Source organism: Streptomyces ipomoeae 91-03 (genome assembly GCF_000317595.1).
Classification (GTDB): Bacteria; Actinomycetota; Actinomycetes; order Streptomycetales; family Streptomycetaceae; genus Streptomyces; species Streptomyces ipomoeae.
Genome location: NZ_AEJC01000098.1, coordinates 1 through 26081 on the forward strand (window position 1 = coordinate 1; position 26081 = coordinate 26081).

A 26081-nucleotide genomic window follows, 5' to 3' on the forward strand; every position below is an offset into this window, starting at 1 on the left:
TCGACGAAAGCGGGCTTGCGTCGGAGCGGGCTTCCCGTCGGACCCTCTCCGGCTCGGGCGACTGCGGCCTGGCCTGGGTGGCAGCCCTGTCCCGGTCGGCGGTCTCAGCGGCGGTCGTCGCGTTCCGTGGTGTCCTCCTCAGCCTGTTTGGCCTGGACCTCGGGGTCGAGGGCGGACTCGTCGCTGCCGTCGACGGAGGACAGTCGGTCGGAGTCGGAGACCTCGGTCGCGGCGGGGGGCTCGACCAGCCAGTCGGGGTTGGCCTGCTTGTCCCACCACTTCCAGGCGGCGAAGGCACCGCCCGCCAGCGCGCCCAGCACGGCCAGTCCCTTGACGGCGCGGCCGAGCCTGGCCCGGCGCTGCTGCCTGCGGACCAGCTTCTGGATCTGCTGGGGCGAAACCTGTCCGCGCAGCGCGGCCAACGCCGCCGCACTGCGGGCCGTGGCCTCCTCGCGGACGGGGCCGGCCACGGCCACCGCCTGCTCGATGCGCGGACGGGAGAAGTCGGCAGCCTGGCGAGCTGCCTTACGAGTACGGACAGCGGCCTCGTGGGCCGCGTGGTCGACCTTCGGCGGCACATGCGTGCGGGCCTGTTCCAGACGCGGGACGACATGGGCGTGGTACTGGACGCGTGCCTGTTCCGCGGCCTGCGACACCTTGGGCGCGAGCACGACACGTGCCTCGTGCGCGTAGTGCGAGGCCTTCTCCTTGGCCGTGTCGGCGTAGGGCGCCACCGCTTCCGCGGCGTGCAGCACGCTGCCCTTCGCCGAACCGGTCGCGGCGCGCACGCTGTCGATGCGGGTCACGGGATCCTCCTCCTCGGTGGCGTACGGTAATTCGACTTTCCACCCTTTTGGGGATCATGCCTCCCGGAACGCTCCGGGGCATGTGAGGGCGGGCATCCGGGTCATGGGCGCCGACTCCGCGGGGATCGCGGAGCAGGAGCCGCTCAAGATCCGGTGTGTGCAATAGAGGATGAATACGGGGCAACGGGAACTTGTCCACGACAGTGCCGACAATGCCACGGATCGGTGCGAAGCGCGCTGATACCCGGGGTACTCGACCGGTTTTCCGCGCCCTCCACCGCGCGAGGTGCGGGCGTCGGGCGACTCGAGCGCCCGTCCGTGCGAGGATCGGGGGAGTCACAGAGGACAACGGAAGGCAGATCGTGGCTGAGCAGCTGTACGCCACCCTGAAGACCAACCACGGCGACATCGAGGTGCGGCTGCTGCCGAACCACGCGCCCAAGACGGTCCGTAACTTCGTCGAGCTCGCCCAGGGCGAGCGTGAGTGGACCAACCCGGCCACCGGCCAGAAGTCCACGGACAAGCTCTACGACGGCACGGTCTTCCACCGGGTGATCAGCGGATTCATGATCCAGGGCGGTGACCCGCTGGGCAACGGCACCGGTGGTCCCGGCTACCAGTTCGAGGACGAGTTCCACCCGGACCTCGCCTTCGACAAGCCCTACCTGTTGGCCATGGCCAACGCCGGCCCGGGCACCAACGGCTCGCAGTTCTTCATCACCGTCGCCCCGACGGCTTGGCTGACCCGCAAGCACACCATCTTCGGCGAGGTCGTCGACGCGGCCAGCCAGAAGGTCGTGGACGCCATCGCGGCCACGCAGACCAACCCGCGCACCGACCGCCCGGTCAACGACGTCGTCATCGAGACGGTCGTCGTCGAGACCCGCCAGGGCTGAGCCCCTGGGTTCACCGCGAGGGCCGGACCCCAAAGGTTCGCAAGGTCCCGAAGGGAACCATTCGCCCCGCTCATCCGTAAGGATGGGCGGGGCCGACGCGTTCCACACACGAGACGGAGGGGACCTCCATGGACCAGGCGCCGAGCAGCCCGCAGGACGCGCAGAGCCTGCCGTCCTGCTACCGGCACCCGGAGCGCGAGACGGGCATCCGCTGCACCCGCTGCGAGCGTCCCATCTGCCCCGAGTGCATGGTCAGCGCCTCCGTCGGCTTCCAGTGCCCCGAATGCGTCCGCGACGGCTCCGGCACGGGGCACGCGCCGTCCGCTTCCCACCCGCGCACCATCGCGGGCGGCACGGTCACCACCGACCCCCGGCTCCTCACCAAGCTCCTGGTCGGCGTGAACCTGCTGGTGTTCCTGGTCCAACTCTCGCTGGGCGACCGCTTCACCGACCGGTTCGACCTCATCGGGCGCGCCTGGGTCCCAGAACTGGGCAGCACGCTCCAGGGCGTGGCCGAAGGACAGTGGTACCGGCTGCTGACGTCGATGTTCCTGCACGGCAGCGTCATGCACATCGCCTTCAACATGCTCAGCCTCTGGTGGCTCGGCGGCCCGCTGGAGGCCGCGCTCGGCCGCGCCCGCTATATCGCGCTCTACTTCGTCTCGGGCCTCGCCGGTGGTGCGCTCACCTATCTGCTGGCCGCGCCGAACCAGGCGTCCCTCGGCGCCTCCGGCGCCATCTTCGGTCTCTTCGGCGCGACCGCCGTCCTCATGCGCCGGCTGAAGTACGACATGCGCCCGGTCGTCATCCTGCTGGTGATCAACCTCATCATCACCTTCGGTTGGTCCGGCATCGCCTGGGAGGCCCACGTCGGCGGCCTTGTGGGCGGTGTCCTCATCGGCTATGCGATGGTCCACGCACCGCGCGAGCGCCGGGCGCTGATCCAGTACGGCGCGTGCGCCCTGGTGCTGATCGCCGCGGTGGTCATGGCGCTGGTCAGGACCACTCAGCTTGTCTGAACCGGCATGGAGCGCGGGTGAACCGGCAGCGATCCGGGGTGGGCCGGCAATCGATACAGCACTGTTGTCCACAGACTGTGGCGGATCTTGTGCACAGTGTGCGGGAACAGGTGTGCCCCCTGTCGCTCACCTGGGTTTCCGCAGGTCAGACAGGGGGCAAACGGGTTTGCGGGCGTCGGCTGGCAAGTCGTATCGGCGTCAACACCCGACGAGTTATCCACAGATCGTCTTTCTTTTCCCCATGTGGATAACCCCTGTGGATAACTCGGTGGATAACTCAGTGGACAACCCTGGTCAGGGCTGGTCCCACGGGGGTGGAGACCGCTACTTCCACTGCGTCGAGACACCGAATCCCGCGGCGATGAAGCCGAAGCCCACCACGATGTTCCAGTTGTCGAGCGAATCGATGGGCAGTGAGCCGTCGGTCACGTAGAAGACGACGATCCAGGTCAGGCCGATCAGGAACATGGCCAGCATGACCGGCGCCACCCAGCCGCGGCTGTTGAGCTTGATAGCCGTGGCCTGCTTGGACGGCGGCGGCGTGTAGTCGGCCTTCTTGCGGATACGTGACTTCGGCACGAGGGTCTCTCCTGTCGATGCGCTGCGTGGCCGCGCAGGGAACTGTGGCGGGGTCCGGGGCAGCGTACAAGGGGACTCTGAAGCTCCCCCGGGCGTCCGTTAGCGTAGTGCTTCCGTGGCGCCTAAGGAGATAAGGGTACGTTGAGCAATTCAGCCGACTCCCCCGAGGCCGGTTCCGGTGACGTCCTCGGAACGGGCTCCGCGACGGGCGCCGAGCCCCATGTCCCGAACGGCGACCGGTCGGGGCGCGGCGGCTTCCGCCCTGTGCGCGTGCTCACCGTGGGAGTCTTCGCCCTCGCCGGGTTGATCTTCTTCACCAGCTTCGACACCGCCAAAGGCACGAACATCCGCACGGACGCCTCGCTGCTCAAGCTCTCCGACCTGATCCAGGAGCGCAGCCACAAGAACGGGCAGCTCGACGAGTCCAACGCGGTGCTCCGCGACGACGTCGAGGCCCTCGCCGAGCGGGACGACGGCAGCAGTGAGGCCGACGACGCCCGGCTCAAGGCCCTGGAGAAGAACGCCGGCACCCACAAGCTCCAGGGCGACGCCATCACCGTCACCCTCAACGACGCCCCGCCGGACGCCACCGCCAAGCTCCCCGGCTACCCCGAGCCGCAGCCCGACTACCTGGTCATCCACCAGCAGGACCTGCAAGCCGTGGTGAACGCCCTGTGGCTGGGCGGCGCCAAGGGCATCAAGGTCATGGACCAACGACTGATCTCCACCAGCGCCGTACGGTGCGTCGGCAACACCCTGATCCTCCAGGGCCGCGTCTACTCACCCCCGTACAAGATCCAGGCCGTAGGCGACCCGGAGAAGCTTCAGAAGGCGCTCGCCGATTCGGAGGCGATCCAGAACTACATGGTGTACGTCAAGGTCTACGGGCTGGGCTGGAAGGTCACCGAGGACGGGCCGGTGACTCTGCCCGGCTACTCGGGCACAGTGGACCTGAAGTACGCGAAGCCAGTGGAGTAGCGGCTACTGGCGTGACGGCAGCCCGGGGGCCCTGTGTCGGTGCGCGTGATCGTCAGGACTGTCAGCGAACTCTTCATCACCGTCGGCACCCTGATCGTGCTCTTCGTCGTCTATGTGCTGTTCTGGACCGGTGTGAAGGCCGACACCGCGATGGACCGCCAGGTCGATCTGCTCCGGGAGCAGTGGGCGAAGCAGCCGGTGCAGCCGACGTCCGCGCCGGGCACCTCGGCGAGTCCCGAGCCGCCCGCCGCGTACCAGGACGGCAGACCCTTCGCCCTCATGTACATTCCGCGTCTTGGTTTCACGTGGAACAAGCCCGTCCTCGAGGGCACGAAGACGAACACTCTCAAGAAAGGTCTCGGTCACTACGCGAATACCGCTCAGCTGGGACAGAAGGGGAACTTCGCCGTCGCCGGACACCGTCGTACGTACGGTGACCCCTTCAAAGATTTTCCCAAGCTGCGCCCCGGTGACGCGGTCGTCCTGAGCGACGGGGCGAACTGGTTCACGTATGTCATCGACAAGGGGCCCTATCGGACATTGCCCACGGACGTCCAGGTCATCGACCCCGTGCCGAGGAAATCGGGGTACACGCGCGCGGGACGTTATCTGACGCTGACGACCTGCGACCCGGAGTGGGGACACAGCCATCGGCTCGTCGTCTGGGGCCATCTCGAATCCACACAGCCTGTGGAGACCGGGAAACCGGAGGCGCTACGCCGTTAGTCTGGTGGCGGTACGGCGTGAGATCAGTGCCGTGGTGTGAAGGAAGGGACGGCATGTACGGCTTCATCTGGCGACATCTGCCCGGTAACGCATGGGTGAAGACGCTGATTTCCATCGTGCTGATCCTGGCCGTCGTCTATGTCCTCTTCCAGTACGTCTTCCCCTGGGCCGAACCTCTGCTGCCCTTCAACGATGTGACGGTGAACGACCAGTGAGTGCCGCCCGCCCCGCCCGCATCCTCGTCGTCGACAACTACGACAGCTTCGTCTTCAACCTGGTCCAGTACCTGTATCAGTTGGGCGCCGAGTGCGAGGTGCTGCGCAACGACGAGGTGGCGACCTCGCACGCCCAGGACGGCTTCGACGGTGTGCTCCTGTCCCCCGGGCCCGGCACCCCCGAGGAGGCCGGCGTCTGCGTCGACATGGTCCGCCACTGCGCGGCCACCGGCGTGCCCGTCTTCGGCGTGTGCCTCGGCATGCAGTCCATGCAGGTGGCGTACGGCGGTGTCGTGGACCGCGCGCCCGAGCTGCTGCACGGCAAGACCTCGCTGGTCGAGCACGAGGGCAAGGGCGTCTTCGCGGGCCTGCCCACGCCGTTCACCGCGACCCGCTACCACTCGCTGGCCGCCGAGCCGGCGACCGTGCCGGCCGAGCTGGAGGTCACGGCACGCACGCACGACGGGATCATCATGGGTCTGAGGCACCGTGAACTGCCCGTCGAGGGCGTGCAGTTCCACCCCGAGTCGGTGCTCACCGAGCACGGCCACCGCATGCTGGCCAACTGGCTGGTGGAGTGCGGGGACCAAGGGGCCGTCGCGAGGTCGGCGGGGCTCGCCCCGGTGGTGGGCAGGGCCACGGCGTGACGGCACTGCGCCCCGAGCGCGAGAGTGCCCCCTACGGCGGCGAGGCCGCGTACGGGGGCACCGAGGCGTTCGAGGCGGAGGCCTTCCAGACCCCGCCGGGCGGCTTCCAGATCCCGGCGGAGGCCTTCCCGGGGGCGCCGGAGCCACCACACCAGTGGTACGCCCAGCAGACCCAGGAGTACGTCCAGGGGGACTGGTACGGGCAGCGGCCGGTCACGGAGCCGTCGTACGAGCCGCGCCCTCAGGCCCCGTACGGGGAACCGTACGAGTCCTACGAACCGGTCGTCCACGAGCACCCCGCCGTCGACACCGCCCTTGAGCACCCTCCGATCGACGAGGAGACCGTGGCGCTCAGGGTGGAGGAGGCGCGGCGGATAGCGGCGGCGGCCGAGTCGATACCGGCGCCGCCCGCTCCCGGGGGTCGTGCGGCCCGCCGTAAGGCCGCGAGACGGCACGGGAGGCACTCAGGGTCCTCGGGCGCCCACGCGGGCCCCGGGGCCGCTCACGGGGCCGAGAGCGGCTTAGAGGCGGCCGGTGAGGCGTCGGCGCCCCTCTCCCGGGTCGAGGCACGGCGGGCGGCGCGGGCGCGCAAGCCCAGCGTGGGCGTGGTCGCGAGCCGGGTGATCGGCGAGGTGTTCATCACCACCGGCGTCCTGATGCTGCTGTTCGTGACGTACCAGCTCTGGTGGTCGAACATCCGGGCCCAGCAGCAGGCCGACAGGGAGGCGACCAGCCTCCAGCAGGAGTGGAAGAACGGGAAGCGCGCGCCGGGCGCGTTCGAGCCGGGACAGGGCTTCGCCATCCTGCACATCCCGAAGCTGGACGTGGTCGCGCCGATCGCCGAGGGCATCAGCAAGTCGAAGGTCCTCGACCGCGGCATGGTGGGGCACTACGACGAGAACAGCATCAAGACGGCCATGCCCGAGGACAAGACCGGCAACTTCGGTCTCGCGGGGCACCGCAACACCCATGGGGAACCGTTCCGCTACATCAACCGGCTCAAGCCCGGTGACCCCATCGTCGTGGAGACGCAGGACACGTACTACGTCTACGACATGGCCTCGATCCTGCCGGTGACGCCGCCCACGAACGTCAGCGTGCTCAATCCGGTCCCCCCGGGTTCGGGATTCACCGGGCCGGGCCGCTACATCACGCTGACCACCTGCACGCCGGAGTTCACCAGCAAGTACCGCATGATCGTGTGGGGCAAGATGGTCGAGGAACGGCCGCGCAGCGAGGGGAAGCCCGACGCGCTCGTCCAGTAGGGGCTCGATCAAGGGCGGATGAACTGTGGCAGTGACCACCGACGGCACGGACGACACCGAAGCCACCGAGGAGCGGACCGACGCGTCCGAGCCCGCGCCGCGACGACGCGGCACCGGCCGGATCGCGATGGCGGTCAGTGTCTTCGGGGAACTCCTCATCACCGCGGGCCTGGTGCTGGGCCTGTTCGTCGTCTACTCGCTGTGGTGGACGAACGTGCTCGCCGACCGTGAGGCGGGCAAGGAAGCGCACAAGGTCCGCGACAACTGGGCTGCAGCGGACGACGACCCGGGCGCCCTGGACACCAAGGACGGCATCGGCTTCCTGCATGTCCCTGCCATGAAGAACGGCGAGGTCCTGGTCAAGAAGGGCACCTCCACCAAGATCCTCAACGGTGGCGTCGCCGGCTACTACACCAACCCCGTCAAGGCGACCCTCCCGACCTCCGGCAAGGACGGCAACTTCACCCTGGCCGCCCACCGCGACGGCCACGGTGCCAAGTTCCACAACATCGACAAGCTCAAGAAGAGCGACGCGATCGTCTTCGAGACCCGCGACAACTGGTACGTCTACAAGGTCTACGACACCCTTCCGGAGACCTCGAAGTACAACGTCAAGGTCCTGTCGACCATCCCCAAGGAGTCCGGCAGGAAGAAGCCGGGCAAGTACATCACCCTGACCACCTGCACCCCCGTGTACACCTCCCGCCACCGGTACATCGTCTGGGGCGAGCTGGTGCGCGTGGAGCGGGTGAACGCGGAACGGACGCCGCCGAAGGAACTGCGGTAGGCGCTGCTGCGAGTCACTCGTACGGCGGAGGCTCGACGGCTGTTCACATGAACTCGACAGCTGTTTCACGTGAAACAGGGCACAGCACGACGGAGCCCCGGTCCCTTCTCAGGAAGAGGCCGGGGCTCCGTCGTCGTACGGGCTGGGTGGCGGATCGGTTCGCGTCAGTCGTCGCTTTCGAGGCCTCCGAAGAAGCCTCCGTTGCCGTTGCCTCCGTTGTCGTTCCCGCCGTTGCCGTTGAAGCTCACGGAGGCGAGGGTGATCGTCGTCTGGCTCGGGTCGGCGTCGTTGCCGCCGTCCGGGTCCTGGTCGGTGACGAGGGCGGTGTCGCTCTGGTCGCTGCCGTTCGCGAACTGGATGTTCGTGAAGCCGGCCGCCTGCAGGATCTGCTTGGCCTGGCCCACGGTGCGGCCGACGACGTTCGGGACCTTGGCCTTCTGCTCCTCGGCCGCCTTGCCGATCTGGATGGTGACCGTGTCGCCCTTGTCGGCCTCGCTGCCGCCCTCCGGCGTGGTGGCGATGACCTTGCCGACCAGATTCTTGTCCTCGGTCTCGACGTCGGTGCACTCGCCGACCAGGTTGTTGGCCGTCATCTGGGCCTTGGCCTGGTCACAGCTGAGGTTGCGGACGTCCGGGACGGTGACCGTCGCCGCCTCGGTGGCGACCGTCAGCGTGACCGTGGAGCCCTTCTCGAGCTTGCCGCTGGAGGGGTCCTGGCCGATCACGATGCCGGCCGTGCGGTCGGACTCCTCGGTCTTCTTCTCGACCTCGAAGCCCTTCTCCTTGAGCTGGGCCTCGGCCTCGTCGAACTGAAGGCCCTGGACGTCGGGGACCGCGACCTTCGGGGCGCCCGTCGAGATCACCAGGCTGATGGTGTCGCCCTTCTTGACCGGGTCACCGGCGGCTGGGTCCTGACGGCAGACGTTGCCGGTCTTCTCGTCCTCGCACTCGTCCTTGGTGGTCGTCACCTTGAGGTCGACGTTCTCGGCCGACTGCTTGGCCTCGGCCTCGGTCTGACCCACGAAGTTCGGTGCCTTGAGAGTGTCGTTGGACGCGTTGTCGCCCGAGAACATCCACTGGCCGATGAGGATCGCGCCGATCAGCACCAGCACGCCCGCGACGACCAGCAGGATCGTCGAGGTGTTGTTCTTCTTCTGCTGGCGTCGGCGGCCCTGGCGGTCGTCGTAGCCGTAGCCGCCCTCGTCCGGGGGCATCGGCGGCAGCATGGTGGTGGCCTGGGCGTCCGTGGAGCGCAGAGCCGTGGTGGGCTGCTCGTCGGGGTAGCCGCCGTAGCCGACCGAACCCATGGCGGCCGTGGCCGCGACGGGCTGGCCGTCGAGGCAGGCCTCGATGTCGGCGCGCATCTCGTCGGCGGACTGGTAGCGGTAGTCCGGGTCCTTGACCAGGGCACGCAGGACGATGGCGTCCATCTCCGGCGTGATCTCCGGGTCGAAGACGCTCGGGGGCTGCGGCTCCTCCCGTACGTGCTGGTAGGCGACCGCCACGGGGGAGTCGCCGACGAACGGCGGGCGGACCGTGAGCAGTTCGTAGAGCAGGCAGCCCGTCGAGTACAGGTCGGAGCGGGCGTCCACCTGCTCGCCCTTGGCCTGCTCCGGGGAGAGGTACTGGGCGGTGCCGATGACCGCGGACGTCTGCGTCATGGTCATACCGGCGTCGCCCATGGCGCGGGCGATGCCGAAGTCCATCACCTTGACCTGGCCGTTGCGCGTCAGCATGACGTTGGCCGGCTTGATGTCACGGTGGACGATGCCGTTGCGGTGGGCGTACTCCAGACCCTGGAGGATGCCGATGGTCATCTCCATGGCTCGCTCCGGCAGCAGCTTGCGGCCGCTGTGAAGAAGCTCACGGAGGGTGGAACCCTCGACGTACTCCATGACGATGTACGGGATCGAGACCCCGTCGATGTAGTCCTCGCCCGTGTCGTAGACCGCGACGATCGCGGGGTGGTTGAGCGAGGCGGCCGACTGGGCCTCCCGGCGGAACCGGGCCTGGAAGGTGGGGTCGCGCGCGAGGTCCGCTCGCAGCGTCTTCACCGCCACGGTGCGGCCGAGGCGGGTGTCCATCGCGAGGTAGACCTCCGCCATGCCACCACGGCCGAGCACCTGGCCCAGCTCGTACCGGCCGCCGAGGCGACGCGGCTCTTCCATAGCTTCCTACCAGCCCTCTCCGTCGGTCCCGACCGCACCCATGTGCGGTCCGGCGGCTGTGCTCCGGGCATACGGTACCCGGCTCGCCCTCTATGACCTGGCCGACCGCGTCACCCGATACAGGACCGGTATCCCAACGTGCACCGATGTGGAGGTGACGTGAGCGGGGTCACTTCTTGCTGTTGATCACTGCCTGCATCACGCTCTTCGCGATCGGGGCGGCGAGACCGCCACCGGAGATCTCACCGCGGTCCGCGCTGCCGTCCTCGACGACCACCGCGACGGCCACCGGCGAGCTGCCGTCGCTGAGCTTGGCGTACGAGATGAACCAGGCGTACGGCAGCTCCTTGTTGTCGATGCCGTGCTGGGCGGTACCGGTCTTGCCGCCGACGGTGACGCCGTCGGCGTCGATCTTCGCGCTGCCGCCGGTGCCGCCCGGGTCGTTGACCACGGTCTCCATCATTTCCTGCAGCTTCTGGGCGGTGTCGGCCGAGATCGCCTGGGAGAGCGGCTCGGGCTCGTGCGACTCGATCACGTCGAGGTTGGAGGCACGCAGCTGGTCGACCATGTACGGCTTCATCAGCTCGCCGTCGTTGGCGATCGCCGCGGAGACCATCGCCATCTGCAGCGGGGTGGCGCGGTTGGAGCCCTGACCGATGCCGTCGAGCGCGTTCTGCGGGCGGTTGTCCTCGGGGTAGACGCTCTCCGCGGCGCGGACCGGGATGTCCAGCTCGTTCTCGTTGAAGCCGAACTTCTCCGACTGCTCGATCATCTTCTCGTTGCCGACGCTGTCGCTGAGCTTGGCGAAGACGGTGTTGCAGGAGACCTTCAGCGCCTCGCGCAGGGTCGCGTTCTTGCATTCCCCGTGCTGGTTGGTGAGGTCGGTCTGGGTCTGGGGCAGCTGGTACGGGTCCGGGCTGTCCGTGGCCTTGTCGATGCCGTCGACCACGTCGTTCTCCAGCGCGGCGGCGGCCGTGACCACCTTGAACGTGGAGCCCGGGGGGTACGTCTCGCGCAGCGCGCGGTTCAGCATCGGCTTGTCCTTGTCCTTCTCCAGCTTCGAGAAGGTCTCGCTGTCCTTGCTGCTGATGCCGGCGAACGTCGACGGGTCGTACGACGGCGTGGACGCCAGGGCGAGGACCGCGCCGGTCCGGGGGTCGATCGCGGCGACGGCGCCCTTCTTGTCACCGAGGCCCTCGAAGGCCGCCTTCTGCGCGGCGGCGTTGAGGGTGGTGACGACGCTGCCGCCCTCCTTCTTCTTGCCGGTGATCATGTCGAGGGTGTTGCGGAAGAACAGCCGGTCGTCGTTGCCGGTGAGGATGCCGTCCTCGAGGCTCTCCAACTGGGTGGCGCCGACGATCTGGGAGGCGTACCCCGTGACGGGTGCCCACATCTCGCCGTTCTTCCAGGTGCGCTTGTACTTGTAGTCGGTGCCCTTGGTCGCGACCGAGCCGGTGATGGCCTTGCCGTCGACGATGATGTCGCCGCGTGGAGTGGCGTAGCGCTCGATCGAGACGCGACGGTTCTCCCCGCGCGACTGCAGGGCGTCGGCCTGTACGTACTGGATCCAGTTGTCGCGAATGAGCAGGGCGAGGATGAGCAGCCCGCAGAAGATCGCGATCCGGCGCAGGGGCTTGTTCACGGTCGGACCACCTGGGTCATCTCGGCGTCGGGATTGGGCGCGGGGGCCGGGGCCGGGCGGCGCGCGGTGTCGCTGATGCGGAGCAGCAGTCCGATCAAGGCCCAGTTCGCGATCACGGAGGAACCACCGGCCGCGAGGAACGGCATGGTCATACCGGTCAGCGGGATCAGGCCCATGACGCCGCCGGCGACCACGAAGATCTGGAGGGCGAAGGCCCCGGAGAGGCCGACCGCGAAGAGCTTGCCGAAGGGATCGCGGGCCGCCAGCGCGGTGCGCACGCCCCGCTCGATGATCAGCCCGTAGAGCAGCAGGAAGGCCATGACGCCGGCCAGGCCGAGTTCCTCACCGACGGTGGAGAAGATGAAGTCGGAGTTGGCGGCGAAGCCGATGAGGTCGGAGTTGCCCTGGCCGAGCCCGGTGCCGAGCACACCACCGGAGCCGAAGGACATGATCGACTGGCCGATCTGCTCACAGGCGCCGGAGTCGGCGTAGCAGCCGAACGGGTCCAGCCAGGCGTCGACGCGGGCCTGTACGTGGCTGGCGAACGAGGCCACACCGACGGCGCCCGCGGCGGACATCAGCAGACCGATCACGATCCAGCTGGTTCGCTCGGTGGCGACGTACAGCATGATCACGAACATGCCGAAGAACAGCAGCGACGAACCGAGGTCGTTCTCGAAGATGAGGATGAGCAGGCTGACGGCCCAGATCGTGATGATCGGGCCGAGGTCGCGGCCGCGCGGCAGATACAGGCCCATGAAACGTCGGCTTGCCAGTGCCAGCGCGTCCCGCTTCACCATGAGGTAGCCCGAGAAGAAGATCGCCAGAATGATCTTCGCGAACTCGCCCGGCTGGATCGTGCCCACACCGGGAATCCTGATCCAGATCTTGGCGCCGAATGTGTCGTCACCGAGGCCGGGCACGAGGGGCAGGACGAGAAGCACCAGCGCGACGGCCATCGAGATGTACGTGTAGCGCTGCAGGATGCGGTGGTCCTTGAGCAAGATGACGACCGCGACGAACAGCGCGAGGCCCAGAGCCGAGAACAGCAGCTGCTTCGGGGCCGAGGGGGTGAAGACGCCGAAGGCGTTCTCGGCGAGATTCTGCAGCCGCTCCGACTGGTCCAGGCGCCAGATGAACACCAACCCCAGCCCGTTGAGCAGCGTGGCCAGTGGCAGCAGCAGCGGGTCCGCGTAGGCCGCGAACTTGCGTACGACGACATGGCCGATACCGGCCAGGAGACCCATGCCGAGGCCGTAGCCGAGCAGGCCGGTGGGCACTTCGTCGTTGATGGCCAGGCCGACGTTGGCGTAGGCGAACACCGGGATGACGACCGCGAACGCCAGCAGCGCCAACTCGGTGTTGCGGCGGCTCGGTGCGCCGATCGCCCCGATCGTGGACGTGTGCTGCGTCGACGTGTTGGTAGTACTGCTCATCGTGTGAGTGGGCCCCTCGCGGCTTGCCTACTGCTCACCGCACCGCGAAACGAGCTCCTGCTCCTCCTCCGAGAGGCTGGGGCCGGTCGACGGTGTGGGTGCGGTCTGGGTCGGGGTCGGGGACGTCGATGGCGTCGACGTCGGGGACGGTGTGGCCTTGGACGTGAGGGAGGTCTTGGTGGTTCCCGTGACGCCTCCGGCCTCGCCCTCGCCGGTCTTGGCGTTGTTGTCCGCCGCCTCGCGGCGCTCGGCGTTCTTCTTGCACGCCGATGCCTGGGTGGACAGCTCCTCGATCTTCTTGCGGGCGTCGCCGAGGCTGCCCTGGGGGATCGTGGCCTCGACCTGCTTCTGCCAGAACGGCGGCAGGTACTTGAGTTCGATCTCGGGGTGGTCCTTCTCCACCTTGGAGAGGGAGATCCATGCCAGGTCCTGGCTGATGCCGCGGTACAGGGCGACGTGGTCGTCCTTGGTGCCGACGTAGTACTGCGTCTGCGTCCAGCGGTACCCGCCGTACAGGCCCCCGCCGATCACGGCGAGGGCGAGGATCCCGAAGAACGATCTTTTGAGCCACTTGCGCTTCTTGCGTGGCTTGACGAAGTCGGCGTCGGAATAGTTCCCGAAGCTGCCCGCGGCCGGGATGTAGCCGGTGGTGTCGCCGGAGCCGGGCGGACCGAACTCGCCGCCGCCCTGTCCGTGCCCCTGCCGTCCGAGGCCGGAGGCGCGGCCGGCGGGGGTCTGCATGATCCCGTTGTCCTGCAGGTGGAGCTGGTTCTCGGCGACCGCGCCGACCACGACCGGGGTGTCGGAGAGCTGTCCGGCGAGGGTGTCGCCGGTGTCGAGGTCGAGGACGTCGGCGACGATGACCGTGATGTTGTCGGGGCCGCCGCCGCGCAGGGCGAGCTGGATCAGCTCCTGCACGGTCTCCTGCGGGCCCTGGTAGCTGGCGAGGGTGTCCTCCATCGTCTGATGGGACACGACGCCGGACAGGCCGTCGGAGCAGATCAGATAGCGGTCGCCGGCGCGTACCTCGCGGATGGACAGGTCGGGCTCGACGTGGTCGCCGCTGCCCAGCGCGCGCATCAGCAGGGAGCGCTGCGGGTGGGTGGTGGCTTCCTCCTCGGTGATGCGGCCCTCGTCGACCAGACGTTGCACCCAGGTGTGGTCCTGGGTGATCTGGGTGAGGACGCCGTCGCGCAGGAGGTAGGCGCGGGAGTCGCCGACGTGGACGAGGCCGAGCCGCTGGCCGGTCCACAGCAGGGCGGTGAGCGTGGTGCCCATGCCCTCCAGCTGGGGGTCCTCCTCGACCATCGCGCGCAGCTGTTCGTTGGCGCGCTGCACGGCGGTGCCGAGGGAGGTGAGGATGTCGGAGCCGGGGATGTCGTCGTCGAGCGTGACCAGGGTGGAGATCACCTCGGAGGAGGCGACCTCGCCGGCCGCCTGACCGCCCATGCCGTCGGCGATCGCGAGGAGCCGCGGACCGGCATAGCCGGAGTCCTCGTTGCCCTCGCGGATCATGCCTTTGTGCGATCCGGCGGCGAAGCGCAGTGACAGACTCATGCGCACCTCGCCCGTCGGCTCCGGGTACATCCGCACGGTGCCCACCCTCCGGTCGGGAGCGCGCCGGGGCCCCTGGTGGGGGCCGCCGCTGCGTGCTCGCTCCGCTCGCTCATTGTCGTACTACTTCCGCAGCTCGATGACGGTTTTGCCGATGCGGATCGGCGCGCCCAGCGGAATCGGCGTGGGGGTCGTCAGTCGGTTCCGGTCGAGATACGTGCCGTTGGTGGACCCCAGGTCCTCGACGATCCACTGGCCGTCGCGGTCCGGGTAGATCCGGGCGTGCCTGCTGGAGGCGTAGTCGTCGTCCAGCACGATCGTGGAGTCGTGCGCGCGGCCCAGGGTGATGGTCTGGCCCTGCAGCGCCACGGTGGTGCCCGTGAGGGTGCCCTCGCTCACGACGAGCTTGGTCGGGGCGTTACGGCCACGGCGCCCGCCACCGGCGGACTGCTGGCCGCGCTGCTGCGGGGGTGCGGCCTGCCGGGGGGCGGCCTGTGGCCGCGCGTTGTCCCGGCGCGACCCCCGCTGGGTGACGCGCGTACCGAACAGGTCGCTGCGGATGACCTGCACGGCCACGATCACGAACAGCCACAGAACGGCCAGGAACCCCAGCCGCATGACCGTGAGGGTCAGCTCTGACATTGCCCCCGCTTCACCCTTCGGCTTGCCGGTAAATGATGGTGGTGCTGCCCACGACGATCCGCGAGCCGTCGCGGAGCGTAGCGCGGGTGGTGTGCTGCCCGTCCACCACGATGCCGTTGGTGGACCCGAGATCCTGGATCGTCGAGGGCGTTCCGGTCCGGATCTCGCAGTGCCGGCGGGAGACGCCGGGGTCGTCGATCCGCACGTCGGCTTCGGTGCTGCGACCCAGCACCAGCGTCGGGCGGGAGATCTGATGGCGGGTGCCGTTGATCTCGATCCAGTAGCGTGTGCGCCCGCCGGCCGCCGGAGCGGCACCGGCGCGCTGGAGATAGGGCGCGGAGCCGGGGCGGCCACCGCCGGGCGGCGGTGTGGCCGGCATGGGCGGCGCGCCGGTGGGCGGATATCCGTAGCCGCCGGGGCGACCGCCCGCGGCGGGGCCCGCCGGAGCGCCGGCGGGAGCCTGCTGATCGATGGAGGAGGCGAGCGTACGGCTGCGCACCCGGTACAGACCGGTGTCGAGGTCGTCGGCCTTCTCCAGATGGACCTTGATGGGGCCCATGAAGGTGTACCGCTGCTGCTTGGCGTAGTCGCGCACCATGCCGGCGAGCTCGTCGCCGAGCTGTCCGGAGTAGGGGCTGAGGCGCTCGTAGTCGGGGGTGCTCAGCTCCACGATGAAGTCGTTGGGCACGACCGTCCGGTCGCGGTTCCAGATGGTCGCGTTGTTGTCGCACTCCCGCTGGAGTGCTCCCGCGATCTCCACGGGCTGGACCTCTGACTTGAACACCTTGGCGAAGGTGCCGTTGACCAGACCTTCGAGACGCTGCTCGAACTTCTTCAGGACTCCCATGGGGCACCTCCTCCGTAGCCACCGCTCTGCTTACTGCGTCCGTACTGCTTACTGATCGTATCCACGCGCCGGGAAATCGGCTGGTTCCCCCTGTCGGCCCGGTCGACCGGTGTCACCGGTGTCGACGCCCACTGAAGTCCTCTGCCGGATTCCCATCGGAGCTCCTCTTCGAACTACCCCGTCCGAACTCTGCCAAGGATCGTAGAGGCGGCGCGAGACCAGTGTCCCGCACCCGACTGTGCACCCTGTCCTCCTCCAGGAGAGATGGCCGGGACCGGTACGAGGTTGATACGCGAACCAGCATTCGTTGATACGTGGCCCGAGGCCCTCTGTGTTCGGTCCGCGCTGGTCGGCCCGGACGCCGAAGTCTTGGCGCGGTCGGACGCGGATAAGGGATGTGAACCCACCCCTTCCAGCGTGCTAATCTTCTCGATGTCGGAAGGCGCCAGCACCGCAAGGAGCAGGGCCTGAGGACACACCCAATGCGCGGGTGGCGGAATAGGCAGACGCGCTGGATTCAGGTTCCAGTGCCCGCAAGGGCGTGGGGGTTCAACTCCCCCCTCGCGCACAGCGAAGCGGTCCCATCGTGATCACGATGGGACCGCTTCTTTTTGTGCGTTCTCCGGCTCCTGAGACCTCATGAGGGCCGGTCAGCGGGTCTCCGGGAGTGTGAGGAGTCTCTCAGGGTTCGGCATGGGCTTCGGTCGGCTTCTGGTGGCGCGGGACCGGGTTGGGGGCGTGCTCCGCACCGCGTGCGCGGTGAGGGCTGGACCCGGTTGTGCCGGCCGGGGAGTGGGCGCGGTCTCGGTGGGGTGAGGAAACCGGAGGGGGCGGGGGTCTTCGGGAGTGTGATGTTTCACGTGAAACGGTGTGGGGCGGGCCGGAGTGGGGCGCGGCGTCGGGGTGTGCGGGCGGCTGGTCTCCGATCGGATGGGGCTCGGGGTGCTCGCCGACGGCTGTGGCGTTGAATTGCGGTGGTTCTCTTCGGGAGTTGGTCCGGCCAATCCCGTCCGCACCGTTGACGCTCGCCTGCCTCATACCTATCTTCTGGTCGGAAATTCGCACAACATTCGCTATTTCGAACAGAGCTCTGTGCTTTGTGTCCCTTCACGCCCCCACACCTGCCAGAGACGAGGCGCACATGGCTCCGCCCCTCTCCAGACGATTCCTCCTCCAGTCCGCGATCCTCGCCGCGGCCGTGCCCGGAGTCTCCTTCGGCGCGGGCGGTGGTCGCGCGTCCGCCGCGGCCCTTCCCGCACCGTCCACCTGGTCCGTGCGGCCGTTCGAGCTCAAGGACGTGACGCTCGGTCAGGGCCTGTTCGCCGGCAAGCGGCAGCTGATGCTCGACCACGGTCGCGGCTACGACGTCGACCGGCTGTTGCAGGTCTTCCGCGCCAACGCGGGGCTCTCCACCAAGGGCGCGGTCGCCCCCGGTGGCTGGGAAGGCCTCGACGGCGAGGCCAACGGAAACCTCCGCGGCCACTACACCGGACACTTCCTGACCACGCTCGCCCAGGCCTACGCGAGCACCGCGGACACGGTGTACGCCGACAAGATCCGCTACATGGTCGGCGCCCTGACCGAGGTGCGCGCGGCGCTGCGCACCGACCCGCGCATGCTCGCCGTCACCGGGAAGTTCGGCACCGCCCAGGAGAACGTCCGAGGCTCCTACCAGTACGTCGACCTGCCGGCCACCGTGCTCGGCGGGGCCTCGGCGATCACCCTGTCGGCATGGGTGAAGCCCACCCACAACGCCAACTGGGCACGCGTCTTCGACTTCGGCAACGACACCACCCGCTACATGTACCTGGCCGCCCGCAACGCAAGCGGCTTCCCGCGCTTCGCCATCACCATCAACGGGCCCGGCGGTGAGCAGGGTCTCAACGGCACCGCCGCCCTGCCGCTCAACCAGTGGAGCCACCTGGCCGTGACGATCGGGGGCGGCACCGGCACGCTCTACGTCAACGGCACCGCCGTGGCCCAGAACACATCGATGTCCCTCACGCCGGCGGCCCTGGGCACCCTGGCGAACAACTGGCTGGGTCGGTCCAATTTTCCAACCGACCCGGTCTTCGCAGGCGCGTTCGACGAGTTCAACGTCTGGTCGCGGGCGCTGACGGCCACCGAGATCACCTCACTGCAGAGCAACCGCGCGGCGGCCTCGTCCGCGGGCCGGGGCAACCTCGCCTCGTACGACTTCTTCGAGACCAGTGGCGGCACCTTCGCGGACGCCTCCGGCCGCGGTCTGACCGCCACGCTGCGCCGCACCTGGGGCGCGCCCAGCCACCCCGGGTTCCTGGCGGCGTACCCGGAGACGCAGTTCATCGAGCTGGAGTCGATGACCAGCGGCGACTACACGCGCGTGTGGGCGCCGTACTACACCGCGCACAAGATCCTGCGCGGGCTGCTGGACGCGTATCTGAATGTCGACGACGCGCGGGCGCTCGACCTCGCCTCGGGGCTGTGCGACTGGATGTACTCGCGGCTGTCGAAGCTGCCGGACGCCACCTTGCAGCGGATGTGGGGGATCTTCTCCAGCGGTGAGTTCGGAGGGCTCGTCGAGGCGATCGTCGACCTCTACACGATTACCGGCAAGGCCGAACACCTCGCACTCGCCCGGCTGTTCGACCTCGACAAGCTCATCGACGCCTGCGCCGCCAACACCGACACCCTCGACGGCCTGCACGCCAACCAGCACATCCCCATCTTCACCGGCCTCGCCCGGCTGTACGACGCGACCGGTGAGGTGCGCTATCTGACCGCCGCGAAGAACTTCTGGGGCATGGTCGTCCCGCCGCGCATGTACGGCATCGGCGGCACCAGCACGGGCGAGTTCTGGAAGGCTCGCGGGGTCATCGCGGGCACCATCAGCGACACCAACGCCGAGACCTGCTGCGCGTACAACCTGCTCAAGCTGAGCCGGACCCTGTTCTTCCACGAGCAGGACCCGAAGTACATGGACTACTACGAGCGGGCCCTGCTCAACCAGGTCCTCGGCTCCAAGCAGGACAAGACCGACGCGGAGAAGCCGCTGGTCACGTACTTCATCGGTCTGAAGCCCGGCCATGTGCGCGACTACACCCCCAAGCAGGGGACCACCTGCTGCGAGGGCACCGGCATGGAGAGCGCCACCAAGTACCAGGACTCGGTGTACTTCACCAAGGCGGACGGCAGCGCCCTGTACGTCAACCTGTACAGCGCCACCACGCTGAACTGGTCCGCGAAGGGTGTGACCGTCACCCAGACCACCGACTACCCGCGCGAGCAGGGCTCCACGATCACCATCGGGGGCGGCAGCGCGGCCTTCGAACTGCGGCTGCGGGTGCCGTCCTGGGCGACCGCCGGCTTCCGGGTGACCGTCAACGGCGGCGCGGTCAGCGGCACTCCGACCGCCGGGAGCTACTTCACGATCTCGTCCCGCACCTGGCGCGGCGGGGATGTCGTCCGAGTGACGATGCCGTTCCGGCTGCGGGTGGAGAAGGCCCTTGACGACCCGTCCCTGCAGACCCTGTTCTACGGTCCGGTCAACCTGGTCGGCAGGAACACCAGTACGAGCTATCTGACGTTCGGCCTGTACCGCAACGCCGGCCTCTCCGGTGACCTGCTGCCCTCCCTCACCCCCGTGAGCGGAAAGCCCTTGCACCACACGCTGGACGGCACCGAATTCGCCCCCTTCTACGAAGGAACCGAGGATCCGACGCACGTCTACGTCAGGCGCGCCGAACCGAAGGTCTACTTCGGCGGAACCGACTCCGGCGTAGCCAATCCGGCGAAGTCCGACGGCACGACCCTGCTCGACGAGGTCTGGGCCGCGGCACCGTTCGCCGACAAGGGCGCGCTGGTCGCGCGCGTGCAGTCGACCGTGAGTTCCTGGGTGTCGGCCGGGCTGCTCAGTCAGGCCGACGGGCAGAAGGTGGTCACGACCGCGCAGAACGCGACGTACGCGGCCTGACCGCCTCTGCTGCGGGCGGCTGCTGCTCTGGTGAGGGCAGCCGCCCCGCGTGTTTCCGGAAGACCGGCTCCGGGGGTCCGTTTCGCCGGTTCCGGGGGCCCGCTCCCGCGAGGCCTACGCGGCGAGGCGCTCCGCCAGGGTCTTGGCCTTGATGGCCGCGTCCTCGAAGGCCTTGGCGCGGGAGGCCTCGAAGAGCGGGATCAGCTCGCTCATCGCAGGGTTCTGCGGGGCCATGGTGAGCTCCGGGACGATGAAGTCGACATCCAGGGCGAGGGTGTCGGACAGGAGCGCCGTCAGGTAGTTCTGCACGTACTCGAACGGCTCACGCGGCGTCCCCGGCGCGTAGGAGCCGCCACGGCTGGCGACGACCGTGACCGGGGTGCCCTTGATCTTCGAGTCCTCGGTCATGGCGGTACGGCCGATGAGGATCACGTTGTCCAGCCACGCCTTGAGGGTGGACGGGATCGAGAAGTTGTACATGGGGGCGCCGATCAGGATCGCGTCCGCCTGCTCCAGCTCCGTGATGAGCTTCTCGCGCTCGGCGAAGGCCGCCGCCTGCTCGGGGGTGTGCGTGGCCGGATCGAGGAAGCCGGCGATGTGTGCGTCGGCGCTGATGTGCGGCACGGGGGCGGCGTTCAGATCGCGGTAGATCACCGTGCCGTCCGGGTGCTGGTCCTCCCAGGCCTTGCGGAAGGCCTCCGTCACCGCGCGCGACGTCGAGGCGTCGGCGGGGAGCACGGACGAGTCCAGGTGGAGGAGGGTGGCCATGGTCACTCCAAAGGCGAGAGTCGTGTCGGAAAACAGTCGGGAAACAGAGCTGCGTCTGGGCGCGAGCTATTTTTTCGTACCTGACTAGAGATAACACAGTCACTTACTTTTTTTCATCCGCTAGTGGAGGGCCAGTACGCTGGACACATGGCGGAGCAGCGGCAGGACATCCACGGCCCAGGGCCGTGCCAGCGGGTCGACGACGGCATCACCCGGGTGTTCGCCCTGCTCGGAAAACGCTGGACGGGCCTGATCGTGGCCGTGCTCATGCCCCACCCCGCGCACTTCGTGGACCTGCGCAGGGCGATCCCCGGCATCAGCGAGCGCATGCTCTCCGACCGCCTCACGGAACTCGCCGCGGCCGGCCTCGTTCTGCGCGAGGTCGACGAAGGGCCTCCGCTGCGGGTCACCTACCGGCTGACGGAGGCGGGCGCCGCGCTGGAACCGGCGCTGAAGGAGCTCAAGAACTGGGCCTCGGACCATCTGCCGGAGAGCTGGCCGTGCGCGGGGACGGCGCGGGAGTAGGGCGGGGCCTGGCCGAGCCGAGCGCCGGTTTTCCACAGGTGTGGACGGCGCCGCGTGCGGAGTTTTCCACAGGGTCTGACGCCTTTCGGCCACCCGGTTGTACCGTCGTCACAAGTTGATGTTCGTTCGTCGATGTGTGCGGGGGAGGCGGTCGGTGTGACCGAGGGCGGTACCGGCGGTACGACCGTGGTGGAACCGGTGGTCGAGGCGGCGTCGGCGGAGACCGGAACAGGCGGGTCGCGAGTGCCGTGGGTGTCCGGGTTCGCGCGCTGGCCCTCGGAGGGGTCGCCCAAGGACGAGGGCAAGGCGTTGCGCGAACGGGTGCCGCGTGACGCGCACGCGAAGCTGACGCTCACCGACGGCCGGCCGGACGCGGTGACCGCCGTCGAGGAGTCCAACCGCGGCCGGATCCCTGCGCTCACGCCGATAAGGGTCGGCCGGATGGCGGCCACCCCGTTCGCGTTCCTGCGCGGCTCGGCCGGCCTCATGGCGCACGACCTGGCGCGTACGCCCATGACCGGCATCGGCACCCAGATCTGCGGCGACGCCCACGCGGCCAACTTCGGGCTGTACGCGGACGCCCGCGGCGGCCTCGTCATAGACCTGAACGACTTCGACGAGACCGTGCACGGCCCCTGGGAGTGGGACCTCAAGCGCCTCGCCACCTCGCTGGTGCTCGCCGGCCGTGAGGCGGGCGCCGACGAGGACACCTGCCGCAAGGCGGCGTACGACGCGGCGGGCGCCTACCGGCGCACCATGCGGCTCCTCGCCAAGCTCCCGGCGCTCGACGCGTGGAACGCCATCGCGGACGAGGAACTGGTCTCGTACACCGACGCCCACGATCTGCTGGGCATGCTGGAGCGGGTCTCCGAGAAGGCGCGGGCCAACACGAGTGGCCGCTTCGCGGCCAAGTCCACCGAGGCGGTGGCAGGCGGCGGGCGCCGCTTCGTGGACGCCCCGCCGGTGCTGCGCCGGGTGGACGACGCCGAGGCCGCGGCGGTCGCCGCCTCCCTGGAGCAGTACGTGACCACGATCTCGGAGGACCGCCACCCGCTGCTCGCCCGGTACGCCGTGCACGACGTGGCGTTCCGCGTGGTCGGCACCGGCAGTGTGGGCACGCGCTCGTACGTCGTGCTGCTGCTGGACCACCGGGGCGAACCGCTCGTCCTCCAGGTGAAGGAAGCCCGCGCCTCGGCGCTGGAGCCGCATCTCGCGACGGCCGGTTTCGAGGTGCCGGAAGTGAGCCACGAAGGGCGCCGCGTGGTCCTCGGCCAGAAGCGGATGCAGGTCGTCAGCGACATCCTGCTGGGCTGGACCACGGTCAACGGGCTCCCCTTCCAAGTCCGACAGTTCCGCAACCGCAAGGGCAGCGTCGATCCCGCGGCCCTCGCCGCCGACCAGATCGACGACTACGGCCGCATGACCGGCGCTCTCCTGGCCCGCGCCCACGCCCACAGCGCCGACCCCCGCCTCATCGCCGGCTATTGCGGCAAGAACGAGGAACTCGACGAGGCCATCGCCACGTTCGCCGCGACCTACGCCGACCGCACGGAGGCGGACCACGCGGATCTGGTGGCGGCGGTTCGGGCGGGGCGGATCGCGGCGGAGACGGGGGTGTGAGGGACGGCTGAGGGACTGCTGCCGTGAGCCTCGGTCGCGATGGGGCTCGGAGGTGTGGCCTAGGCTGGGGCGGGTGACGACCCCGGAAGCCGATCAGTCCCCGTCCGAGCGCCCCACCGAGCCCGTCGAGCCCGTCGAGCCCGTTGGGGGTCCTGAGTCCGCCGAGGGCGCGGGTACCGCCGGCGCGGGTGAAGGCGTCGGAGCGGAGCGGCCCGAGGAGCGGTTGGAGCGGGCTGTTCGGGCAGCCGAGCAGGCGTTGATCGAGTTCGAGATCGCCGTGGAGACCTTCCGCGTCGAGGTGGAGAACTTCTCCCGGCTGCACCACCAGAAGCTCGGGCCCATGTACGCGCGCCTCGACGAGCTGGACGCCCAGATCGCCGAGGCGAGGGCCGCGCGGACCGGCGACCCCGAGGACGTACGCAAGGCGCAGGAGGCGCGGGCCCGGGTCATGCCCATGCCGGGCGTGGAGGAGCTGTTCCACGGGTGGATGGACTCGGAAGGCCTGTTCCCCGAGGCCTCGGCCATGCTCACCGATCAGCCCGTACGGCCCCCGGAGCGGGTCCGGCCGAGTGACGAGGCGCGCAGGCTCTACCGGGAACTGGTCCGCAAGGCGCATCCCGACCTGGCCCAGGACGACAAGGAACGCGAACGGCGCGACGAGTTCATATCCCGGGTCAACGCCGCGTACGGCCGCGGTGACGAGGTGCTGCTGCGGGAGCTGTCCGAGGAGTGGGCCGCCGGTCCCGTGCCCGAGGAGCGCAGGCCGAGCCGCAGCGAGGAGCTCTACGCACGCCTCGAATGGCTCGCCCAGCGCAAGGAACTGCTCGCTCTCGTCGCACGAGAGCTGGAGGAGGGTGCCATCGGCTCGATGCTCCGCCTCGCCCCGGACGACCCCGACCGCCTCCTCGACGAAATCGCCGAACAACTGCTGGCGGAGGTCGCACAGCGGGAGGCGGAACTGGCGGGGCTGCTTGGCCAGGGGCCTCAGGGCGGCGAGGACGGGCACGTCGGTTAGCGACGGGTGCGCCGGTTGACGGGGGATGCCGGTCAGCGAGGGGCTTGCCGGTGGGCAACCGGGGGCTCGGCGACGCCGGTGAGGTCCTGGGGCGGTGGGCGAGGGGCTGTCGTTCGGGGTGGCCGGTGCGTCGGTGGTTCGGCGCCGGTCCGGTAGCGTCGTACGCATGCATTTCGGAGCTGGTGTGCCCACGGTCGAGGTCGGGGACCTCAAGGACGGCGATTTCCTGCTGGACGTCCGAGAGGACGACGAGTGGCAGGCGGGTCATGCCGAAGGGGCGCTGCACATCCCCATCAGTGAGTTCGTGGCACGCTACGGCGAGTTCACCGAGGCGGCGCCGCAGGACGGCAGGGTCCATGTGATCTGCCGTTCGGGCGGGCGTTCGGCACAGGTCGCCATGTATCTCGTACAGCAGGGCATCGACGCCGTGAACGTCGACGGCGGCATGCAGGTCTGGGCGGCCACCGGCCGCCCGGTGGTGGACGACAAGGGCGGGGCGGGGTTCGTTCTCTAGGGCGGGCTGTCTCCTCCTCCAGGGCGGGCTGTCTCCTCCAAGTACAGCTCGCCCGCTTTCGTACGCCTGGCTGTTTCGTACGGCCGTACGGCGGCCAGGGCGCACAGGTGGCCTGTGCGCGCCCTCATCCACCGGCGTACGTCTTGCTCCACCGGTGTGCGCGGCGCTCAGCCCAGCGGGTGTGCGGCCAGTAGGTCGCCCAAGGCCTCCTCATGCGCTGCCGCGGGGCCGAGGGAGAGTTCGAGGTGCTTGGCCCAGGCGTGGTAGCGATGCAGTGGGTAGTCGACGTCGGCGCCGAAGCCCCCGTGCAGATGTTGCGCGGTCTGGACGACCCGTCGTACGCCCTCCGAGGCCCAGATCTTGGCCACGGCCACGTCCCCGGCGGCGGGCAGCGCACCCCCCGCGCCCGAGCTGATGCGCCAGGCGGCCTGCCACAGGGTCGCCTCCATCGCGCACAGGTCGATGTAGCGGTCGGCGGCCTGCACGGCGACGGCCTGGAACGTGGCGATCGGGAACCCGAACTGCTCCCGCTTGCCGGCGTAGGCGCTGGTCATACCGAGCACGCCCTCCCCCAGCCCGAGCGCCAGCGCGCAGGTACTGGTGGTCAGCAGTTCCCGGAGTCGTTCCCACGCGCCCTCCGCCTCGATGACGTCCCGTGCGGCGATCCGCGCCGACTCCAGCCGCAGCTCGGCAAGCCGTTCACCGGTCGTGGAGACCTGCTCGGCGAGCACGACACCGTCGTGGACCCGGGGCACGAGCGCGAGTACGACCCGGTCGTCGGCGATGGCGGCCGGATCGTGCTGGGGCCCATTGGCCACGGTGGCGGGGGCGACCGTCGCCGGTACGACGACGAAGTCTGCGTTGTACGCCCACGGCACCGCCGTCTGCACGCCGTCCAGGACCCATGTGTCGTCGTCCGCCCGCCGTGCGGTGACGGCCAGTTCGGCGGGGTCGTGACCGGTGCGGCCGTGCGCGGCGACGGTCAGTACGGCCTCGCCCCGGCCGACCCGCGCGAGCAACTTCGCCTTCAACTCCTCGCTGCCATGGGCCTGTACGGCCACCGCCGCCGCGCTGCTCTCCAGCAACGGAATCCTGGCCAGCACCTTCGCCGACTCCCGCAACACCAGGCACAGCGCGATCGCGTCGAGCCCCGACCCGCCGTAGGCGGAGTCCAGCAGCAGACTGAGCAGGTCTGCGTCGGCGAGCCTCACCCACAGCGCCCGGTCGAAGTCGTCGGCCACGGCTCCCAGTACCAACGAAGGGCTCGGCACCCCGTCCGGCGCGACCCCGGCGAACACCGCCCTCGCCGCCTCGGCCGCCGCCTGCTGCTCCTCGCTGAAGCTGAAGTCCACGGTTCCGCCCTTCCGTGTCGCCGATGACGGAGCGTCAAGATAGAACAGGTTCTAGAAGAAGGGAATATGGGGGCTTGGTGGTGGGTGCTCGGGAACGCAGGCCGGGTCTTGGGGCCCTCCCCCCCAAC

Annotated in this window: 23 protein-coding genes and 1 tRNA gene; 14 read left to right on the plus strand and 10 right to left on the minus strand. The window is 69.0% G+C overall.

The genetic code is table 11. The features are described 5' to 3' along the window. Positions 1 to 104: 104 nt before the first annotated feature. Complete coding sequence (locus STRIP9103_RS06305; RefSeq protein ID WP_009301171.1) at positions 105 to 806, minus strand: DUF5324 family protein; 702 nt, start codon at positions 804 to 806, stop codon at positions 105 to 107. Between the two features lie 362 nt (positions 807 to 1168). Here STRIP9103_RS06305 and STRIP9103_RS06310 point away from each other — a divergent pair, with 362 nt between their 5' ends. Beyond that, positions 1169 to 1702, plus strand: a complete 534-nt coding sequence (locus tag STRIP9103_RS06310) for a peptidylprolyl isomerase (protein ID WP_009301202.1) — start codon at positions 1169 to 1171, stop codon at positions 1700 to 1702. A 128-nt stretch (positions 1703 to 1830) separates the two neighbouring features. Beyond that, positions 1831 to 2721, plus strand: coding sequence for a rhomboid family intramembrane serine protease (locus STRIP9103_RS06315; RefSeq protein WP_009301173.1), 891 nt, complete (start codon positions 1831 to 1833; stop codon positions 2719 to 2721). Between the two features lie 324 nt (positions 2722 to 3045). Here STRIP9103_RS06315 and crgA read toward each other — a convergent pair whose 3' ends face one another. Further along, positions 3046 to 3300: a cell division protein CrgA gene (gene crgA / locus STRIP9103_RS06320; RefSeq protein ID WP_009301200.1), complete on the minus strand. Its 255-nt coding sequence runs from the start codon at positions 3298 to 3300 to the stop codon at positions 3046 to 3048. Between the two features lie 141 nt (positions 3301 to 3441). On the opposite strand from crgA, the gene STRIP9103_RS06325 reads away from it, so the two are divergent. Genes STRIP9103_RS06325 through STRIP9103_RS06350 form a run of 6 tightly spaced genes read left to right on the plus strand, consistent with a single transcriptional unit; the run spans position 3442 to position 7918 of the window. After that, positions 3442 to 4278 carry a DUF881 domain-containing protein gene (locus STRIP9103_RS06325; protein WP_009301194.1) on the plus strand — a complete coding sequence of 279 codons (837 nt, stop codon included), beginning with the start codon at positions 3442 to 3444 and terminating at the stop codon, positions 4276 to 4278. Positions 4279 to 4317: 39 nt separating this feature from the next. Continuing rightward, on the plus strand, positions 4318 to 5004 hold the full coding sequence (locus STRIP9103_RS06330) for a class E sortase (RefSeq protein ID WP_181800304.1): 687 nt from the start codon (positions 4318 to 4320) through the stop codon (positions 5002 to 5004). 53 nt (positions 5005 to 5057) lie between these two features. Continuing rightward, positions 5058 to 5219 carry a hypothetical protein gene (locus STRIP9103_RS48250; RefSeq protein WP_009301166.1) on the plus strand — a complete coding sequence of 54 codons (162 nt, stop codon included), beginning with the start codon at positions 5058 to 5060 and terminating at the stop codon, positions 5217 to 5219. Further along, entirely contained in the window at positions 5216 to 5866 is a 651-nt protein-coding gene (locus STRIP9103_RS06340) for an aminodeoxychorismate/anthranilate synthase component II (protein WP_009301189.1), read from the plus strand. The genes STRIP9103_RS48250 and STRIP9103_RS06340 overlap by 4 nt, the downstream gene beginning before the upstream one ends. Next, entirely contained in the window at positions 5863 to 7131 is a 1269-nt protein-coding gene (locus STRIP9103_RS06345) for a class E sortase (RefSeq protein ID WP_009301209.1), read from the plus strand. Before STRIP9103_RS06340 ends, STRIP9103_RS06345 begins: the two co-directional genes overlap by 4 nt. Before the next feature lie 31 nt (positions 7132 to 7162). Then, positions 7163 to 7918: a class E sortase gene (locus STRIP9103_RS06350; protein ID WP_009301181.1), complete on the plus strand. Its 756-nt coding sequence runs from the start codon at positions 7163 to 7165 to the stop codon at positions 7916 to 7918. A gap of 164 nt (positions 7919 to 8082) precedes the next feature. Here STRIP9103_RS06350 and pknB read toward each other — a convergent pair whose 3' ends face one another. The 6 genes from pknB to STRIP9103_RS06380 form a co-directional block, all read right to left on the minus strand. After that, complete coding sequence (gene pknB, locus STRIP9103_RS06355) at positions 8083 to 10086, minus strand: Stk1 family PASTA domain-containing Ser/Thr kinase (RefSeq protein WP_009301204.1); 2004 nt, start codon at positions 10084 to 10086, stop codon at positions 8083 to 8085. Between the two features lie 169 nt (positions 10087 to 10255). After that, positions 10256 to 11728, minus strand: coding sequence for a peptidoglycan D,D-transpeptidase FtsI family protein (locus STRIP9103_RS06360; protein WP_009301179.1), 1473 nt, complete (start codon positions 11726 to 11728; stop codon positions 10256 to 10258). Continuing rightward, a complete protein-coding gene (locus STRIP9103_RS06365) occupies positions 11725 to 13164 on the minus strand; it encodes an FtsW/RodA/SpoVE family cell cycle protein (RefSeq protein ID WP_009301187.1) in 1440 nt (479 codons plus the stop codon). Before STRIP9103_RS06365 ends, STRIP9103_RS06360 begins: the two co-directional genes overlap by 4 nt. A gap of 27 nt (positions 13165 to 13191) precedes the next feature. Further along, the gene (locus tag STRIP9103_RS06370; protein ID WP_181810433.1) at positions 13192 to 14751 is read right to left on the minus strand and encodes a Stp1/IreP family PP2C-type Ser/Thr phosphatase; all 1560 of its coding nucleotides are present in this window, start codon (positions 14749 to 14751) and stop codon (positions 13192 to 13194) included. A gap of 90 nt (positions 14752 to 14841) precedes the next feature. After that, positions 14842 to 15360 (minus strand): FHA domain-containing protein FhaB/FipA, encoded by a 519-nt coding sequence (locus STRIP9103_RS06375; RefSeq protein WP_009301164.1) that lies wholly within the window; start codon positions 15358 to 15360, stop codon positions 14842 to 14844. A 10-nt stretch (positions 15361 to 15370) separates the two neighbouring features. Beyond that, positions 15371 to 16207, minus strand: a complete 837-nt coding sequence (locus tag STRIP9103_RS06380) for an FhaA domain-containing protein (RefSeq protein WP_009301192.1) — start codon at positions 16205 to 16207, stop codon at positions 15371 to 15373. 484 nt (positions 16208 to 16691) lie between these two features. On the opposite strand from STRIP9103_RS06380, the gene STRIP9103_RS06385 reads away from it, so the two are divergent. Further along, positions 16692 to 16775: transfer RNA gene (locus STRIP9103_RS06385), tRNA-Leu, on the plus strand. Positions 16776 to 17348: 573 nt separating this feature from the next. Next, positions 17349 to 20159, plus strand: coding sequence for a beta-L-arabinofuranosidase domain-containing protein (locus STRIP9103_RS06390; RefSeq protein WP_009301185.1), 2811 nt, complete (start codon positions 17349 to 17351; stop codon positions 20157 to 20159). 114 nt (positions 20160 to 20273) lie between these two features. Here STRIP9103_RS06390 and STRIP9103_RS06395 read toward each other — a convergent pair whose 3' ends face one another. After that, positions 20274 to 20927: an FMN-dependent NADH-azoreductase gene (locus tag STRIP9103_RS06395; protein ID WP_048819802.1), complete on the minus strand. Its 654-nt coding sequence runs from the start codon at positions 20925 to 20927 to the stop codon at positions 20274 to 20276. A 147-nt stretch (positions 20928 to 21074) separates the two neighbouring features. On the opposite strand from STRIP9103_RS06395, the gene STRIP9103_RS06400 reads away from it, so the two are divergent. The 4 genes from STRIP9103_RS06400 (at position 21075) to STRIP9103_RS06415 (ending at position 24601) form a co-directional block, all read left to right on the plus strand. Beyond that, complete coding sequence (locus tag STRIP9103_RS06400) at positions 21075 to 21452, plus strand: winged helix-turn-helix transcriptional regulator (RefSeq protein WP_009301177.1); 378 nt, start codon at positions 21075 to 21077, stop codon at positions 21450 to 21452. A 132-nt stretch (positions 21453 to 21584) separates the two neighbouring features. Next, a complete protein-coding gene (locus STRIP9103_RS06405; protein ID WP_234022131.1) occupies positions 21585 to 23072 on the plus strand; it encodes a DUF2252 domain-containing protein in 1488 nt (495 codons plus the stop codon). Positions 23073 to 23145: 73 nt separating this feature from the next. Next, the gene (locus tag STRIP9103_RS06410; protein ID WP_009301207.1) at positions 23146 to 24087 is read left to right on the plus strand and encodes a J domain-containing protein; all 942 of its coding nucleotides are present in this window, start codon (positions 23146 to 23148) and stop codon (positions 24085 to 24087) included. Positions 24088 to 24271: 184 nt separating this feature from the next. Then, entirely contained in the window at positions 24272 to 24601 is a 330-nt protein-coding gene (locus STRIP9103_RS06415) for a rhodanese-like domain-containing protein (protein ID WP_048819803.1), read from the plus strand. 167 nt (positions 24602 to 24768) lie between these two features. Here STRIP9103_RS06415 and STRIP9103_RS06420 read toward each other — a convergent pair whose 3' ends face one another. Further along, a complete protein-coding gene (locus STRIP9103_RS06420; protein WP_009301205.1) occupies positions 24769 to 25953 on the minus strand; it encodes an acyl-CoA dehydrogenase family protein in 1185 nt (394 codons plus the stop codon). Positions 25954 to 26081: the final 128 nt, after the last annotated feature.